Annotated in this window: 15 protein-coding genes and 1 pseudogene; 4 read left to right on the top strand and 12 right to left on the bottom strand. The window is 34.9% G+C overall.

Annotated elements, in window-relative coordinates:
* Positions 1-240: 240 nt before the first annotated feature.
* Positions 241-348 (bottom strand): annotated as a pseudogene (locus WCV66_RS15135) (ABC transporter ATP-binding protein); the annotation flags it as partial.
* A 39-nt stretch (positions 349-387) separates the two neighbouring features.
* Positions 388-2,046, bottom strand: a complete 1,659-nt coding sequence (locus WCV66_RS15130) for a family 14 glycosylhydrolase (RefSeq protein ID WP_338785928.1) — start codon at positions 2,044-2,046, stop codon at positions 388-390.
* A 305-nt stretch (positions 2,047-2,351) separates the two neighbouring features.
* Between WCV66_RS15130 and WCV66_RS15125 the strand changes: the two genes are divergently transcribed.
* The gene (locus WCV66_RS15125) at positions 2,352-2,903 is read left to right on the top strand and encodes a DJ-1/PfpI family protein (RefSeq protein ID WP_338785927.1); all 552 of its coding nucleotides are present in this window, start codon (positions 2,352-2,354) and stop codon (positions 2,901-2,903) included.
* A 462-nt stretch (positions 2,904-3,365) separates the two neighbouring features.
* Here WCV66_RS15125 and WCV66_RS26835 read toward each other — a convergent pair whose 3' ends face one another.
* Together WCV66_RS26835 and WCV66_RS15120 are read right to left on the bottom strand one after the other, a co-directional pair.
* Positions 3,366-3,485, bottom strand: a complete 120-nt coding sequence (locus tag WCV66_RS26835) for a DUF3289 family protein (protein ID WP_413789670.1) — start codon at positions 3,483-3,485, stop codon at positions 3,366-3,368.
* 289 nt (positions 3,486-3,774) lie between these two features.
* Positions 3,775-4,875 (bottom strand): PRK06851 family protein, encoded by a 1,101-nt coding sequence (locus WCV66_RS15120; protein WP_338785926.1) that lies wholly within the window; start codon positions 4,873-4,875, stop codon positions 3,775-3,777.
* Between the two features lie 168 nt (positions 4,876-5,043).
* Here WCV66_RS15120 and WCV66_RS15115 point away from each other — a divergent pair, with 168 nt between their 5' ends.
* A complete protein-coding gene (locus tag WCV66_RS15115) occupies positions 5,044-5,346 on the top strand; it encodes a hypothetical protein (RefSeq protein ID WP_338785925.1) in 303 nt (100 codons plus the stop codon).
* A gap of 14 nt (positions 5,347-5,360) precedes the next feature.
* Positions 5,361-5,786 (top strand): VOC family protein, encoded by a 426-nt coding sequence (locus WCV66_RS15110; RefSeq protein WP_338785924.1) that lies wholly within the window; start codon positions 5,361-5,363, stop codon positions 5,784-5,786.
* 96 nt (positions 5,787-5,882) lie between these two features.
* Here the strand turns inward: WCV66_RS15110 and fabF are convergent, their stop codons facing one another.
* The 7 genes from fabF to WCV66_RS15075 form a co-directional block, all read right to left on the bottom strand.
* Positions 5,883-7,118, bottom strand: a complete 1,236-nt coding sequence (fabF, locus tag WCV66_RS15105) for a beta-ketoacyl-ACP synthase II (protein WP_338785923.1) — start codon at positions 7,116-7,118, stop codon at positions 5,883-5,885.
* Between the two features lie 199 nt (positions 7,119-7,317).
* Complete coding sequence (locus WCV66_RS15100) at positions 7,318-7,755, bottom strand: DUF6376 family protein (protein ID WP_338785922.1); 438 nt, start codon at positions 7,753-7,755, stop codon at positions 7,318-7,320.
* Positions 7,756-7,872: 117 nt separating this feature from the next.
* Positions 7,873-8,019 carry a hypothetical protein gene (locus WCV66_RS15095; protein WP_157094297.1) on the bottom strand — a complete coding sequence of 49 codons (147 nt, stop codon included), beginning with the start codon at positions 8,017-8,019 and terminating at the stop codon, positions 7,873-7,875.
* Positions 8,020-8,043: 24 nt separating this feature from the next.
* Entirely contained in the window at positions 8,044-9,753 is a 1,710-nt protein-coding gene (locus WCV66_RS15090; protein WP_338785921.1) for a M56 family metallopeptidase, read from the bottom strand.
* Positions 9,754-9,774: 21 nt separating this feature from the next.
* The gene (locus tag WCV66_RS15085) at positions 9,775-10,851 is read right to left on the bottom strand and encodes a LolA family protein (RefSeq protein ID WP_338785920.1); all 1,077 of its coding nucleotides are present in this window, start codon (positions 10,849-10,851) and stop codon (positions 9,775-9,777) included.
* A 4-nt stretch (positions 10,852-10,855) separates the two neighbouring features.
* The gene (locus WCV66_RS15080; RefSeq protein ID WP_338785919.1) at positions 10,856-12,322 is read right to left on the bottom strand and encodes a HAMP domain-containing sensor histidine kinase; all 1,467 of its coding nucleotides are present in this window, start codon (positions 12,320-12,322) and stop codon (positions 10,856-10,858) included.
* On the bottom strand, positions 12,319-13,029 hold the full coding sequence (locus WCV66_RS15075; RefSeq protein WP_338785918.1) for a response regulator transcription factor: 711 nt from the start codon (positions 13,027-13,029) through the stop codon (positions 12,319-12,321). Before WCV66_RS15075 ends, WCV66_RS15080 begins: the two co-directional genes overlap by 4 nt.
* A gap of 614 nt (positions 13,030-13,643) precedes the next feature.
* Here WCV66_RS15075 and WCV66_RS15070 point away from each other — a divergent pair.
* On the top strand, positions 13,644-14,972 hold the full coding sequence (locus WCV66_RS15070; protein ID WP_338785917.1) for a YncE family protein: 1,329 nt from the start codon (positions 13,644-13,646) through the stop codon (positions 14,970-14,972).
* Between the two features lie 739 nt (positions 14,973-15,711).
* On the opposite strand, the gene WCV66_RS15065 is transcribed toward WCV66_RS15070, so the two are convergent.
* The gene (locus WCV66_RS15065; protein ID WP_338785916.1) at positions 15,712-18,072 is read right to left on the bottom strand and encodes an FdhF/YdeP family oxidoreductase; all 2,361 of its coding nucleotides are present in this window, start codon (positions 18,070-18,072) and stop codon (positions 15,712-15,714) included.
* Between the last annotated feature and the right edge of the window lie 184 nt (positions 18,073-18,256).

The following is an 18,256-nucleotide window of genomic DNA, read 5'->3' as shown; positions in this document are numbered from 1 at the left end:
TTCCGCTCAAGACTATATAAATCAGCAGACAAATGGATACACCTGTATGTTAAAATGATACAATTTGATCAATTTCCGATTCAATAAAAGTATTTAACCTGGCAGCAGCCATGAAAAATAAATATTTTTTTATGTTTTAAAGTTATAATTAAACACTTAGGATTTATTTTGCACAAACAACTTTAAAACCCAGCTACCTTCACATGTATGATTAACTGGGTTTCTTAATTATTTACATCCTGCAAGAGTAACATCATTCACAAGTTTTCCATTTTTAATAACACCAATTCTGTCAGCAACCTGTTCAATTTCTCCTAAAATATGACTAGAAAGAAGAAAGGTAATCCCATCCCTGCCAAATAGCTAGGGGCCAACCTATTATTCTAATTACCACTTAACCGTGTAGTTGCTATGTGTAGATGGTGTATTCCACACATTATTGCTTCCAGGCTCCCAGTTCTTAATGTTTCCATTGGCATCAACAATGACTGCTTTGAACTCATAATATCTATTTGCAGCGATGTTACCTGTTCCTCTCCAATCGTTATTCACACTATCCCAAGTTAATTTAATCATTTTTCCGTCTGCACTGTTCCACATTCCCATTTCCCATCGGCTTCCTGTTAAGTAAACGGTATCTCCAATGTTAGTAGGAGCATTTTTAACGACAAAATTTATTTTAACAGGATCTAAGATTAATATATCCCTAAATCGATCCATTTCAGCTGTTTTAATTCCATTTTCATTGACTATATTAGCAAGTCGTAATAAGGTAAATCCACTAAAGCCTTCGTTAAATAAATGTTGAGCTGTATTTTTATATCTAGATTCACTATAGCTTGCATCTGAGCTAGAAATCGCAAGAGCATTCTCCCCATTGATGACAATGCCCTTTTGTGATGATAAGGTAGAGATCTGTGTAACCAAGCTTTTGGGAGCAGAATAATATGGACTTTGGTAAACTTGAGAATTGTCCATCTCAAGACAAGTAAATGTTAAGGCCATGTTACTTGATTTAAATTGATCTAGTATTGTTGAATAGTTATAATAGCCAGCTGAATACTCAGATGAATGTGGCATACTAGGATCATTCATCTTCCAGTGTATTCCTGCAATTTTAGCACCAACTGGTACTCCAAATGTACTATCAAAGTTTTGATGTGCCTTGCTACTAATCAATGCCAAATGCTTCACCAATACATTTTGGTACCATATCATGAAGTCTTTACCATATTGACTATTATAGGCAGCACCACTTGTGAAGAAATTGTCTCTATCTGTTGGAGGTGAGATTTGAGACCAAGATGATAGCGATGTTTTCCATGCATTATTTAGACTACTTATCGTTCCATACTTAGACTGCATGGCATTTCTGAAATCAGCTTTGGCTGTTTCTGTATAAGCTTGAAGTTTTCCTCTGCTAGGATAGCTCCAACCATCAACTCCAACATAAGAAGGATAGCGTAATTCTCCTGCAGGTCCTCCACTTACGTATATCTTTACAATAATATCTTTGTAACCAGTAAAAGTTTGAGTAAAAGAGGCGTATAGTTCATTGTATTGTGTACCAACGACATCACTTGCCCAAGGTGAAAGTGTCTCTTTATTGACATACCCAGTCTCTGATTTATGTGTTAACCGATCTTCCGTTGAAAGGCTCCAAACCCAATTTGGTATTGGAATATTACAGTCATCCCCAACATTTCCTCCACATTGATGTGTTGAAAGGATCGGGACCCATTTCAAACCTGATTCTCTTACTACTTGTGCATACTGTTTGTAGTAAGTCCAATCAAATTGATTATTCCCTTTTGATTCGACATCTCCCCACCATACATCAGTCGTTAAAGCATAAACACCATTACTTTTTAGAGTTGCAAGTTGCTTTGCAAAATCGTTCCAATTCGTAATTTTTGTTAATGGTGCCATCACATACGTCTTATAATCAGACTTTACATCAGCAGATGCATTCTGAACAAAGAGAATTGAAAAGGACAGTAAAAACACAATCGAACAGATACTAAACTGCTTAATAAGTCTCTTCATTACATTTACCCCCCCTGTTTCTTATTGAGATTTCGTTTACCATACAATGCGACCATTTGCACAAAAATTGGTAAAAATATAAATCTCTACCATTACTATTACTATACAACTTTATATATACAATGAAAACGCTTTCGTTTTTCTGGTTTGCAATTAAATATTTTTGTGTGACTAATTGAGAGACAATAGATGCGTTTATTTAACAGGAAATCGTAGATAATTGTTGAATTGAATTGATGAAAAGACAACATGAAAGCAATAAACACTTTTAACTACTAAAATTATTTTATATGGAGGTTATGTTCATGAGTAAAAAAGTGCTGATTGTTACTGGGGATGCTGTAGAGGCGCTTGAAATTTTTTATCCATATTATCGGTGTCTTGAAGAAGGATTTGACGTAACGATTGCTTCACCTTCTGTAAAAAAACTACAAACAGTAAGTCACGACTTTATAGAAGGAATGGAAACATATGTGGAAAAACCTGCTTATGGCATTGATTCTCAAGTAGCTTTTGCTGATGTTATTCCTTCGCAATATGACGGGTTGATTATTCCTGGAGGACGAGCACCCGAATATATTCGCTTGGAGGAATCGTTACCGAAAATTGTCCGTCACTTCTTTGAGGAAAATAAGCCAGTTGGTGCTATTTGTCATGCTGCACAAGTGCTTACTATTGTACCGGATTTGATGAAAGGCCGGGAGTATACAGCATATATTGCTTGTAAGCCTGATGTGACTGCATGCGGCGCTACATATATTGATGAAACATTACACACACATCAAAACCTTGTTTCTGGTCATGCGTGGCCAGATCTACCTGGGTTCATGCGTGAGTTTATTAATTTACTGAAATAAGACGAGTTACTATACGATATCCTGGTACAAAAAGCAGCAAATCAAAATGTTGGTGGTACCCCCCATTAGAAAATATAAAAAATAAGTATTGTTTATTATTTCATGAGGATTTAGTGTCGTAGAATAATCCTTTCCAAGTTCAATGGAAAGGTAAAATATATACTCGACACAGATCCTCGATGGCAAAATTATTGTTTCAGACCCTGATGGAAAGCCGGATTTTGTAGCCATTATCTATACTCAGGATTATAAAAACCTGATTTGATAATGTTTTTACATTGAAGACATGGATATAAAGTATTTAAAAACCCAATTTCTCAGTGTTTCACATGGGAAATTGGGTTTATTTACTCAACAATTGCGCCTTTTAACGGAACAAAGAAAAAATTATATTAGATGTTATTTAAGTTTAATGGAATTAAGAATATACCAATCATTAAAACTATAATTTTTAAATTAACTTTAATCACTCAATTCCCCCTCGAATGGTATATCCATTTCCATTACAGTAACAAAGGGCTTATATTCCCCATCATATTCATTATAATGCTGTAAGACAAACCAGGAACGGAATTTTCCTATAATTCTATCCTATTATCAACATTAAAATTTAACAGAACCAATTATTAAAGTAGGCTGTTATCCTAAGCGTTAATTATTTAACTAACGAAAATAACCTTAATATAATCGAAAAATCATTTAGGGTATTGCCACTCCTATCAATTATCAGTCTAAACTTGATTTTCACTTTATATATTTTTTGATTTTATTGAAATTCAGTTTTCTACTTACAAATTTCCTAATCTATTACAGTTTAGCAACAATCCTTCAAAGGAAAAAGGACGAATTGTAAACATTCGTCCCATTCCTTTTATCGATACTTTGCGATAAATAACTCAATTTCACTTAATAGACTTTGTTGAATCTCTTCTACCTTAGTAAAATCCATTGCATCAATATAATAACGCTCTAACTCATCTCTTAACTCTTTTGCCTCGGCTAGGTAAGAAATTGCTTCCTTCATTTTATCTTTGTATGCTTTTGTTGTTCTTGCAATGTCACTTGCAAATTCTTCATCCGTTCCAGGAGTTATACATCTTTCATACATATCAATAACTTCATCTGAATCTCTATCAGGGAAATACTCGTGTGGTGCCGTACTATCGAATATAGCAATCCCCTTTTCTCGTAGTATAACCATATCAAGACTATTTGGATCAAAGCCACAATGGTAGACTTCTACATCAAAGCCCTTTTCCTCACCGGCAGCAACGATCTTCTTCAGCATGGTCGATTTGCCAGACCCAGCTCTTCCTTTTATAAAGTACCGTTTTTCAATATCTTCAGTTAAATTTTGAATAAAATCAACAGCTCCAAGAGGAGTTGCTGCACCTAAAAACCGATGCTTTATCTTTGGAGATTTCGCTAAAGCATTCTCACCATAAAAGAGATTGATCAATTCCTCTGTTAGTTTATTTGCTTCTGAAAAATCCATATTTGAAATATAAATATCTTCTATGTCATCATGAGCACATAAAGCTTCAGCAAATGTTTCATACGCTGTCTCAAACTTAATTGATATCATCTCATTAAGTCCAAGGATTGCCGCTTTATTTGCAGCTAGTTTTTCAGAATCCCAGGCCACTCCTAAATTTACATACTCTTCGATAACACCGGGTGCTTTAGGTTCAATTATATGTGGTGCTGTTCCATCAACGATCCCTATCTTACAGGTAGGGAGAATAACTCCATCTATTGAATTGTTATCAGAAGCACAATGCAAGTAGTCAATATCAAATCCTTTGCCCTCATATAACTCGCCAATCTTTTTCATCAATGTGGATTTCCCAGTACCAGGACCACCTTTTAAAATAAACAATCGATCTAAATCCTCTAATACTGAGTCATAAAGGCTAAAAAACCCTTTAGCCGTGTTACCTCCAGCATAATAATGACGAATCTTTGCACTCATTGTATCACCCTTCCACACCTTTTCTCCTAACATATGTAGATTATCTTACAAGGGTGAATGCCTATTTCTTATAAAATGTAAGATTTTGCAGCACTACCTGTGTTTATTGCCGATTAAGCTACATTTTCGATATAATGAATTATATATCAATTTAAAGGGGTAATCCGATTGAATTCAAAAGAAATGGAAAAACAAATCATCGCAAACTATCAACGAGATGAGCATATGATGATCCTAGTGTTTGCACAATGGTGTGTTAACAAAGATCTAGATCCAAAAGAAATTTATTTACGAGCATATCCAGAACAAGTGAATAATGCTGCGCTTCAACAAGCGATTGAGTTAACAGTACCTAAGGAAGAATCAAGCGAAATTCCTAATACGACCTTACTTAACGTTTTATCCCTTTTTGGAAATGAGGATCTAGCGTTTATCGTAACAGAGGAAATGGATAAAATAAAAAAGAAGTAACAATAGGAGTAATTATGAAGAAAAAAATTGATCATATTGGCATTGCTGTTAGGGACTTAGACAATAGTATATCTATCTATGAAAATGTTCTAGGTGGAATATTAATCGATCGCTATCAAAGTGATGCAGTTGGTGTTGAGAGTGAGATTGCTATAATGGAAGTGAATGGTGATCGAATTGAATTATTATCACCAACAAATAATTCAACATCCCCGATTGCGCGTTTTATTAAGCAAAAGGGCAAAGGTGTCCACCACATCGCCTATCAAGTCGGTAATTTGGATGAAGCAATCAAAGAACTTGAAGTTAAAGGCATACGTATATTAGCGGGTTCTTTACGAATAAATAAACACGGTAGAAGATTAATTTACTTAAATCCCGCTGACACTGAAGGAACGATCATTGAATATTGTGATTATCCAGACGAACACTTTGAATAAAAAAATAGCTTTAAAAAATGATACCCCAATACAATCCAATTTCTAAACACAAAAAATGATCTGTTGCTACAGATCATTTTTTTGTGTTTACATACTTTAGTATCTTTTAAATACTAATGTTGCATTATGGCCACCAAACCCTAAAGAGTTAGATAAGACTACATTCACTTCTGCCTTTTGGGCAACATTCGGTACATAATCTAGATCAAGTTCTTCATCTGGTGTAGTGTAATTTATGGTTGGAGGTTTAATTCCATCTTTAATAGATAATAACGAGATAATCGCCTCAACTGCTCCGGCAGCTCCAAGCATATGCCCTGTCATAGATTTAGTTGAACTGATAGAGAGTTTATAGGCATGTTCACCAAAAACTTCTTTAATAGCCTTTGTTTCATATAGGTCATTATAATGTGTGCTAGTACCATGTGCATTGATATAATCAATATCTTCTGGGCTTAGATTAGCATCACTTAAAGCTAACTTCATGGCACGTTGCCCACCTTCTCCTTCAGGTGCGGGTGTTGTAATATGATATGCGTCACCTGTTGCTCCATATCCAACGATTTCTCCATATATCTTAGCATTTCGGGCTAACGCATGCTCAAGTTCTTCTAAAATTACAATGCCTGAACCTTCCGCGATGACGAAGCCATCACGATTTTTATCGAACGGGCGACTTGCTGTTTTTGGATCTGGATTCGTTGATAGAGCAGTCATATTAGCAAATCCTGCAATTGTCATGTCTGTAATTGCAGCCTCAGCACCACCTGTAATCATCATATCAACATCCCCATTTTGGATGACGCGAAACGCATCTCCAATTGAGTTTGCACCAGAAGCACATGCTGTAACTGAACAATTGTTAATTCCTTTGGCACCAAGCTCAATCGAAACACGCCCTGATGCCATATCTGGAATAAACATTGGAATAATAAATGGACTAACACGTTTTGGTCCTTTCGCTAGAAATCGTTTATGTTGATCTTCGAACTCGTCAAGTCCACCAATTCCAGAACCAATCCATACTCCTACTCGTTCTGGATCAACATGTTCGCCGATTTGAATACCCGCGTCCTTTACAGCCATCTTACTAGCTGCTATGGCTAGATGTGTAAATCTCGCCATTCTTCTTACTTCTTTAAAATCGATAAAGTCTTCAGGTGAGAAGTTTTTTACTTCTCCAGCAACTTTAACATTAAATTGGTCTGAATCTACTCTCGTTAACGGCGCAATTCCTGAGACACCATTTTTAATATTTTCCCATGTAGTAAACGCATCGTTTCCTAATGGAGTAACTGCTCCAATACCTGTAATGACAACTCGCTTTTTCATATTGCTTCTCCCCTTATGCATCTATCATAATCTTTGATTGTTTGTGAATACTAGCATTGTTTTTATTAAAATAAAAGATGTTGATACCCATACTAACACAATTTACGTATACTTGATAAATTATGACTAGGTCATAATAACACATATATATTCTATAATAACTTTTAATAAAAAAAAAGCCTCACATACTGTGAGAACTTTATAGTTCTAACTTTTCAATAGAGTCTAACAGTGATGTTACATCATTCACTGTATTTATGATTTCAGAATTCTCTAGTTTTTCAAGAGCTAGTTCTCCATTTTCCATAGCTGTATTTATCTCATCAATTAGTGCTTCATTCTTGGTTACTAAATCTTGATGAATATCTTCTGCAATAGCAGGAGCTTCTATAGTATTAAACTCATTAATATCTTCAACCAGTGTATTCAATTGATTTTCAAGATCTTGCTTAACTTCTGGATCAACTGCAGCATCTTGAATTAGCTGTGGAGCTTCCTCTGCAAAATCACTTAATGAATTTATATAACTCTTAGCTTCATTTACATAATCCAAAGAATTATTAACTTCATCTAATAAAGAACAGGCGCTCAGCATCATTGTTGCTAGAATAAGAATTACAGAAACTATCTTTTTCAATATTTTCTCCTCTCAACTTTCGTATGAATTTTGTTGCTCATTATTCATACGATTAACTTTGTAAAAAGTTTCACCTTTTTTATTAGCTTGTTGTAATTAGCCAATTCCTTACTATATTTATAATGTTAATGAAGGAGCACTAAAAAAGATTAACATTCCACCAATAATACCAAGTAACACCCCAATTGATGTGTAAGAAGCGAGGTAAATACCTATCGGGAAAATAAGTGCTCCCAGAATAAACAACCCTTTAGCCGACTTCAATTTCTTCACCTCAGTGTTAAATTATTATTTTGAAATAGATTCTTTCAGTCGATCAGTAGCCCATCGCTTTAGAATACCTTTCCCCCAACCATTCTGATTTGTTGCCAACGAGCTAACTCGCCAATACATAGGTGGATGAGGCATGAATTGAAATTCTATCATTCTCCAAATCCAAGTTGCTCTTTCTAAGGAGGATTTATCTTTTTTTGTTTTATCTTCAGACATACTATATGTTAACGATTTATGGATTTCTTCATCCTGTGCTTTTGTGAGAATTCGGAAACTGTCAGCCATTTGCTTACGTCCACCCTTTAGTAATGAAGCACCTAAATGATCCGCCCTCACTTCCATCCACTGTGAAACAAATGATTGATAAATTGGGAAAATGAACATAATGGACCAAATGAGAAGAAACAAAGGGATCCTATAAGCATCTATATCATGGATATTTTCTTTAATGAAAAGAATGACAAAGAGAATGAAAATGATATAAACTGCGCGCCAGATCTGGCCCCACATAATATCTCTTTTCTTAATATGGATCGCCTCATGAGCAAGAATCCCCTCAATAACCTCAATCGGCAGCTTTAAAGTAGCTGTTGTCAATGTAACCATACCTTTTCCAATATTCATTCCAGTTGCAAGTCCGTTATATTCTGAAGACTCTGTTTCATAAATCCGGGTTTGTGGAATACCTGCTTTTTCAAAAATTTGTTGGGCTATGTTTATTAGTTCTTGATTCGTTGTTTCTTTCGCATCCATTGCAACCTTTAACACCAGATCAGAAATATATAGATTGAATCCCCAATAAATTATTGCGATCGTTACCATTAACCAATTAGGAATATTTAAAAAATATAATAAAAGGAGCAGTCCTGTATAAGCAGATACACCCTTTACAGTTGCTGCAAAATAAAACTTTCCAAGTAATCGTTTCATATTCCTTTTATGATAAAAGGGTAACACCATAATCTGCTCATCTACGCTGTCTTTTAACCCTCCTGCTCCAAACACACGCTTCCATTTATCCACATCTTTCAACGTCATATAGACTGTCTCACCTGGTAAAGATAGTTTTAATACACTTTGCGAGCTTGTCGTAAAGTCAGTGTTTGACATGAAAAGTGTTAGTAATGGATGAAGTTTTAACATATCGACTGCTGACTCAATCTGAACCATTTTACAATCATGGATTGAAAACTTTCGTAAGTCATACTTTGAAACAATATAAACCATTTCTGTATCTTTGCAATAATAAATTCTTACATTTTTATAGACAAGAATTCTTTTTAATAATTCGGTTATGGCTGTTAGTAATCCAAAAGAAATGATATATTTTAATGGGCTCGCTTCAGGACCAAATATGAGAAAAAGAATGGCAAAGAAAAAAATGATTAATGTCATACTTATATCTAAGAAGATCCGTTTTATCTCTCTATGCAACTCGATTTCTTCCACACTATGAACTTGTAACTCTTCCTGAATTTTTTCATATCTGACATGTCCTGATGTAAGAGTTACCATTGAAAAATAACTACTTGATATAAAGGCAATATAAATAAAACCGTTAATAAAAGAATGTTCATAGAATACATATCCGATTGCAAGGATACCTGATGTTATTTCAACAATATACCCGAATTTCTTGTTGCGCTTTCCTGAAATAATACCAGCTAATTGAATCATACATCCCATAAAAATTGATAATAAAATCCAGCTTAAGCTAGGAAACACTTTCTCACCCACTTCTTCACTTTATGACTTATACTGCATGCTTTCTGCCATCTCAATAACCTTTTCAATCTTAAGGGATGGATCCTCGATCATAATCGAATATCGTAAGCCATCTTCATCCCAGCTAAGTATTCGGAGCTCTTCAATTTCCATATAATCAGCAATGTGACCGCGTACCTTCCATTTACTTTCTTCGATCTCCATGTCTTTACCCACTGGAGTTGGAAAAATTGATAAGCTCAATGATGATACTTTATCTTTTGTATAGAGAACAACTATCTCTGTTCGATTAAGTTCACCTTCTAACACATTCCACTCAATATGGTGAATTTCTTGATTGTCATCATTTAAAAGTAAAAAAGGTTGTCCCAAAGCTTGTTCAGCTTCTTCAATTGTACCTGTGTTTGTTGGAAACTCTGATTCAATTGGAGATACTTCAACATCTTTTGGTAAGTTCACTTCAAACGTATTTTTTGTAAAATCAGGAGTAAAATCAACCTCTTTATATTCGATTTCAGTCCGAATATCACCTGAGTTGGATATAACCTTCACTATAAACCATGTTTTTTTATCAACCCAAACCTCCATCTCGCCAAATAAAGAATCCTTTGAATTAGGGGTAATCTTAAGATGGTATGTATCCAAACCAAGCACTTTTTCCTCACCCACAACCTCATGCTTATGGGTATCTTTTATATGCTCTAGGAAACTAGTTAATTGCTCCTTCTGTGTCATTGATGTTGGTAGATCATCTGCTGTGATATCTGCTGATAATGCTTTTTTACTCTCTTCATCATATGTAATAAACGTCTTCCCATCATTATAAGCAAATGCCTTCTGATCATTCCTCTTATGATCAGTTGTTACCGTTTTCCGTTCGCCATTCTTTCCTACATATTCTTCCATGGTGGAATATTCTGTTTCTTTTTCATCTGTAAAAATCTTTAAAGTCGCTTTACCATAATAGTCATCAATTTTTTTGCCTGCTTCAAGTACATTTGAAACAATTTCTTCTGAAGATGCTGCTGCTTCATTTGTGCAACCTGATAATAACCCAATCGTAAGTGTCGTACCAATTAAGAAGTTAATGATTCTCATAATTTTAAGCTTTCCTTTCTTTTATCCAGCAGGCTACTAGTGTCCCGTAACCTTCTTTTGAAAATAAGTTTATTTTACCTTCGTGTTTTTCGATAAGCATTTTCGATATACTTAATCCTAACCCAGAGCTACCACCTAGACCTCGGGCACCCTCTACTTGCAAAAATGGCTGAAATACTTGTTTTTGTAAGTTTCCAGGTATTGCATTGCCTTGATTTTGTATTAGAATGATCGTACCGCCTTGGCGCCACTCATTTAGCTCATTGATAAATGGGGAAAAGACCCAATTTGGAAGTGGTGCACGATAAGATATTGCAGCTAACCAAATCAAATGATCTGATTCTGTATGCCTAATCGCATTTCCCATTAAATTATCAACAATGCGCATCATTTGCTTCACATTTACACCATATTGACCGTTGGTATTTTGTTCGATGTGTAAGTGAATATGTTTCTTAGCGCATGGTTCTTCATATCCAGATAGGAGCATGTCAAAAAATTCTTGACCATCCACCTCAACTAAATCGATTTTTTCTGGTGCTGACTGGAGAGCTGTATAAATTGTTAAATCGTCCAGCATTTGTTTCATATAATGTAATTTTTCAAATAGAATCGTTTTATATTCATACTGTTCTTTTTCCGTTAATCGTGTTTCATCTTGCAATGCTTCAGTATAAGCTTGAACAACTGTTAAAGGCGTTTTTAAATCATGGGATAAAGCTGCAACGATAAATTCTTTTTCTTTTTGTTGAATCGCAAGTTCTTCTCGATTTTGTTCAATTTGTCTGCGCATCCTATGAAAATGAGAAAATAGCTCTCCTATTTCATCATTTGTTTTTTTGTTAGGATTGGTAACTGTTTGCCCATTAGCAAAAGCCGTCATTTCCTTTTGCAGGATTGTTAATGGTTTATTTAATTTTCGATTTAATAGAAAAACTACTAGTGTATATAAAATAATGAAAAAGCTGCTCATTAAAACTAAGAGAGTTATAGAACGATCATTTACTCCATTAACCCATTCTTTCCTGGCAATTGTTACTTCGTATAAACCAATGATTTTCCCATCTTGAAAAACTGCTTTTTTCAATGAATACGATCGATGCTTCTTTTGGATTTCATTTAAATTTTTATAAAGAGTTTCAACATTACTTCTCTGATAAAGACGATTTATTGAAGGATCTTCTATTGATGAGTAAAGAATAATTCCGTCTGGTCGATATAGTGTAATTTTGACGTTTTCATTTGCAAATTTACCTATTTTATCATAGTTTTCATTTGGCTGAATTTTATATAAAAGCCCATCTTCTAATATTGGTTGCATTTCAATAAGTCGATTTGAAACATTCATATATTCGAGTAAATCATGTTTTTCATCATAGCTAGAAATACTAACGTATAGAAAATAAAGAGCAATTACAGGAAGAAGCATAACAAGTAAAAAGCTAATTATTAGCCAATATTTAATTTTCATATTAGTACTTCACCTATAAATCGATAGCCAACTCCCCATACTGTTTGAATAAACTTTGCAGAGCGAGATCCATCATTTAATTTTGTTCTTACACTTTTTATGTGCACTGTCACAGTATTGTTTCCATCAACATCTTCTTGTTGCCAAATATGCTCGTAAAGCTCTGATTTTGAAAAGGTTTGAAAAGGATTTTTCGCTAGCAATAATAGCAAATCCAATTCCTTTGATGTGAGCAAAAGAGGTTCATCATTTAAGTAACAAATTTGTTTTGAAAAATCAATTCTAAGACCATGTTCATATTTCGTACTTTTTTCTTCCTCCGGTCTATTTAAATACCGGTGATATCTTCTCAAATGAGAGCTAATTCTTGCACTAAGCTCCTCCAGACTAAACGGTTTTGTTAAATAATCATCCGCACCTAACTCTAGTCCGCGAATTTTGCTTTCATCTTCATGTCTTGCACTTACAATTAATAAAGGTATATCACTTTCAAGGCGAATTGTTTTGCAAAGCGTAAAGCCATCCATTTCTGGCAACATTAGATCTACCAAAATAAGATCATAACTATCCTGTTTAAAATCCTCCCATCCTTCCTTACCAGTAGAAGCCCAAGTAATGTGATACCCTACTTTTCTTAAATGATCACAAACAATTCTGGCAATTTCTTTATCATCCTCGACTAATAATATCGAACCACGATTTTTCATAAATGTATCCCTCTTTCAAATCCCATTATATACAAAATAAAATGCCTACTTTGGATTCTTTATAATTACTTAATAATTATCATGAAAGGAATGATAAGAGTAAAGGATAAATATAACAATCGAGTGGTTCTGGTTCATTGGGTGGTGACTTTTGAGGTAAAAAAACAATTGTTAATCTTTATTGAAGAATAGGTTTTTATATTTTTCATTCAATCAAAAAACAACCAATGCCCTTCATATATATGAACAAGCAATGGCGTACCGCTAGCATAATATAAAGTATGATGCTTGCAATGAATATACAAAGAAGGTGAGTTTCGTGTTATTAAAAGGCTCTTTTCTAAAAGATTGTTGTTTTTGAACAAAACTGATTAGGTTGATTGGAACGGATATGCGAGACTCCTGTGGGAGTAGCGGGACAGATGAGACCCGCAGGCGCTTCGCGCTGAGGAGGCTCAACGCCCGCCCCACGGAAAGCGAGCATCCTGGAGCGACAATCAACCAACCCAAAACTATTTTAAAAGCAACAAAGTTTGCGAAAACAGCCTATTAAAATAACAATTTCTTGGAAGATTAAAATGCAAGAACTTTCATGATGTAAAGGGGTGGTATTCATGGTACCTTGTCAAGGTACAAATGAACATACGAAAGACTTTGAGTTTTCAATTAAGATTCCGGATGGATACGCACTGAGTGAATATGAGTTAAATGCTGATGTGACATTAAATACAGATCAGTTAATATGTGTAGCCAAACCTTGTGAATTACAGGAACAGGATGAATCATATCCAGTCTATGGTGTTCGATTGCAAGGAAAACTTTCGATGTTAGCTAGTTTTTCTCCTGTTCACAATCAGTATGGGCAAGGAACTGCTGCTATTTCAAAATTTCATACCATACCAATTAATCAAATTATTTATTACACATCAACCCAAACAATCTACTATGATTTCAACCAGATTACTGTTGAAAGTATGACAGTAACCGAATCACTAAGTGAGAATACACTCATCATTAACGGAGTCCTCTCACTTATGCAAGAACATTCGGATCTTGATGTTTATGCATTTATAGCAAATCAAAATGACAACACATTATCAGTCATCGATACATCTAGAATGATACTCCTACAGCCAATATCCCTTTCTTATCCCCCAGATAAAATAGCAATTACTCCAGATAAAGCATACACTTTTGTATTACATTCAAATGACAATGCTGTCACAATGATTAGTAATGATACACTCTCCGTTATCACTGTTTTCTCTATAGACAGAGCAAATGATATTGGCTTCTCCCCTAACAGCCAAACTGTTTATATCCTTAGCGGTGTGTCGGGTACAATTACTGTTATTGACATGGAGACTCAAGTGATTTTAAATACAATATCACTCACTGGATCAGGTTTTTCGAGTATTGCCATTGATCCAAACGGACAATTCGCTTATATCGTAAATTCTTTAGCATGGAGTATACTAATTGTTGATTTAAATTTAGCGGAAATTGTAGTGGTTCAACCATCCACTTCCGATTATCCTTATTTAATTGAAATAGATCCGTTTGGTAGTTTTGCTTATATTTTAGGAGAAGTTCCTTTAGGTGGCTCCACGATCAAGATTTTTGATTTGTCATCATTCACCTTTATTGATGCGGCATTATTTAGTAATCATCTCGATTCGTTCCTTTCTTTTTCACCTAATCAATCTATTGCTATTTTAGGAGCTCAAAAAAGCGATGAAATCTATATTATTGATACAAGCCAGCATGAGGTAATAGGAAGCTTTTCTATTGATAATCCAGGAAGTGCAGCATTTACACCTGACGGAGATTTTATCTACATTTCACAGCAAGAACAAAATACAGTCACTGTCCTAAGTGCTGTAGATTTTACATTAATTGCAGTGATACCAGTTGGTGCATCACCTATAAGCATTACCATATGAATTTCCTCCTACTGTGCAATTAAGTGAGGAGATTTCTGGCTTAATCGTCTTAAAAGAAATTTTTATATTAATTGGTAACGTAGTTCGATAAAAATCTAGAAACCTAATTTAAAAAACGACAAATGTTTGAAAAAAATAAAAAAGCACATCACGAAAAGTGAAGTACTCTGTTTAGGATTGCAATATGTATGATTGTGTTACTCTTTTATTACTAACCATTTCAAAAAGTCCTGTTCAGATTTGGTTAAGAATCTCCCCAAGTCTTCTGAAAAATGAATATATAATTCAATATACCGTTTAGCCTTATCGTCCATTATGTACCCCCAATGATTTTGTAAGCATTTTAATTTTACCATGTTTTTAGAAATGTGGAATCATAAAATTTAAAATATTTGAACAGGGATACTTATATTAGTTTTTATTTTTCTCCAGCATAAATGAACAACTAAATTTAACATGGCCTTTTCCTTATATACAAGCTTGAAAAATATTGTCACTTTAACCACATATATAAGTCAAAATATAGGTAACCTAAATACAGTATAGACTTTCTAAAAGGTGGTGACTTTATTATGAAGAAGCTTCTTGCTATATTATTGGCTGCACTTCTTGCTACATCTGTCGTTGCATGTGACGATGCACCAGGTGAAGATGAAATAGGTGATGGAGAAATAAATGATGAAGAATAAGTAGATAAAGGGGCTGACACTTACCGCTCATTAAGTCAGCCCTATATCTCTTATTGAGGTATATCAACTTCTAAATCTTCAATACGTTTCTCTATATATTGAACGTCCTTTCTGGCATTATAGCGATCCGCCTTTTCGACGGTTACGGTTATATTATAATCTGGGATACCAGCATACTTTTCATACCTACCTCTTGGTAATAAGAAATTCCCTTCAGGAAAGTGAACTTCCAAGTTACCTCTTGCGATATTCACAAATTTCGCTTTGCCTTGGAAAACGCCAAAGCCATTATAAACAACAATACCTTCACCTTCAGCAATACTCAAATGACTAGCATCTTTTGCATTCATAAGAACATCATATCTACTTGCACCATTAAATGGGTCTGTTTCTTTATAAACCATTGAATTAAATTGCTTTCCACGACGTGAAGTGACAATAAATTGACCTTCTTTTTTCCCTAAATCAGGTATATCAATTGAGATTAACTTTCCTCTTCCATCTGGTGTTGGACAGATTCCGCCTTCACATAGCCACGCTCCACCCCATTGGAAAACATCACCTTGTTTCTTTAGATGCTGAATTCCTTCATAATCCTTATTCGCTTTTGCAATTTCATCGCGAATTTCTTGACCTGATTTGAACTCAACAAGGTGGGCAGTATCGGGTTTTACTCGTTTTGCTAAATCAATATAAATCTTCCACTCAGCACGTGCCTCTGCAATCAGGTTTTTGTTCCCTTCAATCTCTGGTGAGAAGTAAACCATACGTTCTGTCGATGTTGATGTACCTCCACCTTCTTGTTCATAGCGAGTTTTGGCGGGAAGGACAATGACTGCTTCCTTTGCATCAACTAAGGTAGAAGTATTTAGTATAATGTCCTGGTGAACGCGTATATCTAGCTCAGATAACGCCTTTTCTACAAAATCAGGGTCAGGCATTGTTTCTAAGAAATTCCCTCCAGATAAATAATATAACTTTATTTTTCGCTCGTGAATGTCTGGAAGGACGATATTTTCAAGTGTTACCCCAACAATATCACCTTGCCATTTAGGTATTTCAAATCCCCAAATTTGCTCCATTCTGTTAATGTTTTGAGCATCAAAACCACTACCAGGTAAAACAAATGGATCTGCCCCCATTTCCCCTGAGCCCTGGACAGAAGAATGACCACGAAATGGCATTAAACCGTTATTTTTGCGTCCTAAGAACCCACGCAAAAGCGCAAGATTAGCAACTTGTGAAATATTATCAGTTGCAAAGGAATGCATTGTTAATCCTAATGACCAAGCAAAAACGGCGTTTTTACTTTTTGCCAATAGCTCAGATAATTCAATAATTCTTTCTTGTGTCACACCCGATGATTTTATAATATCTTCCCATGATTGCTCTTCAACTTTAATCTTTAGCTCTTCATAACCATTAACATGTTCTTGAACAAATGTATGGTTTATCGCAGAACCATGATTCTGCTTTTCCATCTCAAACCAATGCTTCATAATTCCGTGAATTAAAGCAATATCTCCCCCAATATTGACTTGATAGAAGTCATCTGCAATTTTCGTTCCAAACAATGCAGACTCAAGATTTGAAGGGATCCAATATTTGTCCATTGCAGGTTCACTATATGGATTAACGACAATTATTTTTGTCCCTCGCTTCTTTGCTTCTAACATATATTTCGTTGAAACAGGTGAGCTGTTTGAAGCAACACTTCCCCAGAACAAGAGGACATCTGTTCCAAACCAATCTTGATAATTTGCAGTTGATGCACCTACACCAATGGAACGCTTTAAGGCGGTTTTACTTGGCGAATGACAAATACGTGAGGCGTTATCAATATTATTTGTTCCTAAAAATCGAGCTACCTTTCCAGCTACATAATAAGACTCGTTGGTAATCCCTCTTGATGTTAGATAAAACGCATATTGTTTTGGGTCTAATTGCTTCATCTTAGTTGCAATGACATCCATCGCTTCATCCCAAGAAATACGTGAGAATTTCCTTTCTCCTCTGCGACGTATAAGTGGATATGGAATACGTCCCAACTTTCTTAAATCGGTACTGCTATATTGGCGCAATTGATCAATGTCAGCATGAATGATCTCTTCTTTTAGTGCTGGCATTGTATTTAAACGGAGCACGTTCATTCTTGTTGTACATAGATGTGGTCCTTTTAATGTCTGGTCAAAAAGTCCAGAAACTCCTAAAGCACAACCATCACAAACACCTTTTGTTAATATTCGTGTTGCATAACCAATGTTATCTTTATTATCCCAAGCAATTTTCATTGTATCGCGAAAATGCTGTGGTTTAACTTTTCCTAGACCAAACGGTATTGGACTAACCCAGTGTTTAGGTTGTGGTGTTTTTGTCGCGTTTATTGGTCCTTGATGCTTCGTCTCTCCCAATTGAATCACTCCTTATCTATTAAAAAGATGGAAAGAGAATCTTTTTTACAAGTCGTAACTAGAGATCATTTATACTAATCTTTAATAAATATGAGAATAACTTGCTTAATAGGCTTCTTTTTCATTTAGGAATACTCCTTGTTGCTAATACTCTTAATAAATGATCCCTAAACAATGAAAAAAC

Origin of the sequence: Metabacillus rhizosphaerae (assembly GCF_037201795.1) — a bacterium.
Taxonomy (GTDB): Bacteria; Bacillota; Bacilli; order Bacillales; family Bacillaceae; genus Metabacillus; species Metabacillus rhizosphaerae.
The sequence above is the reverse complement of the archived record's forward strand: the minus strand, read 5'-3'. Positions and strand labels throughout refer to the sequence as shown.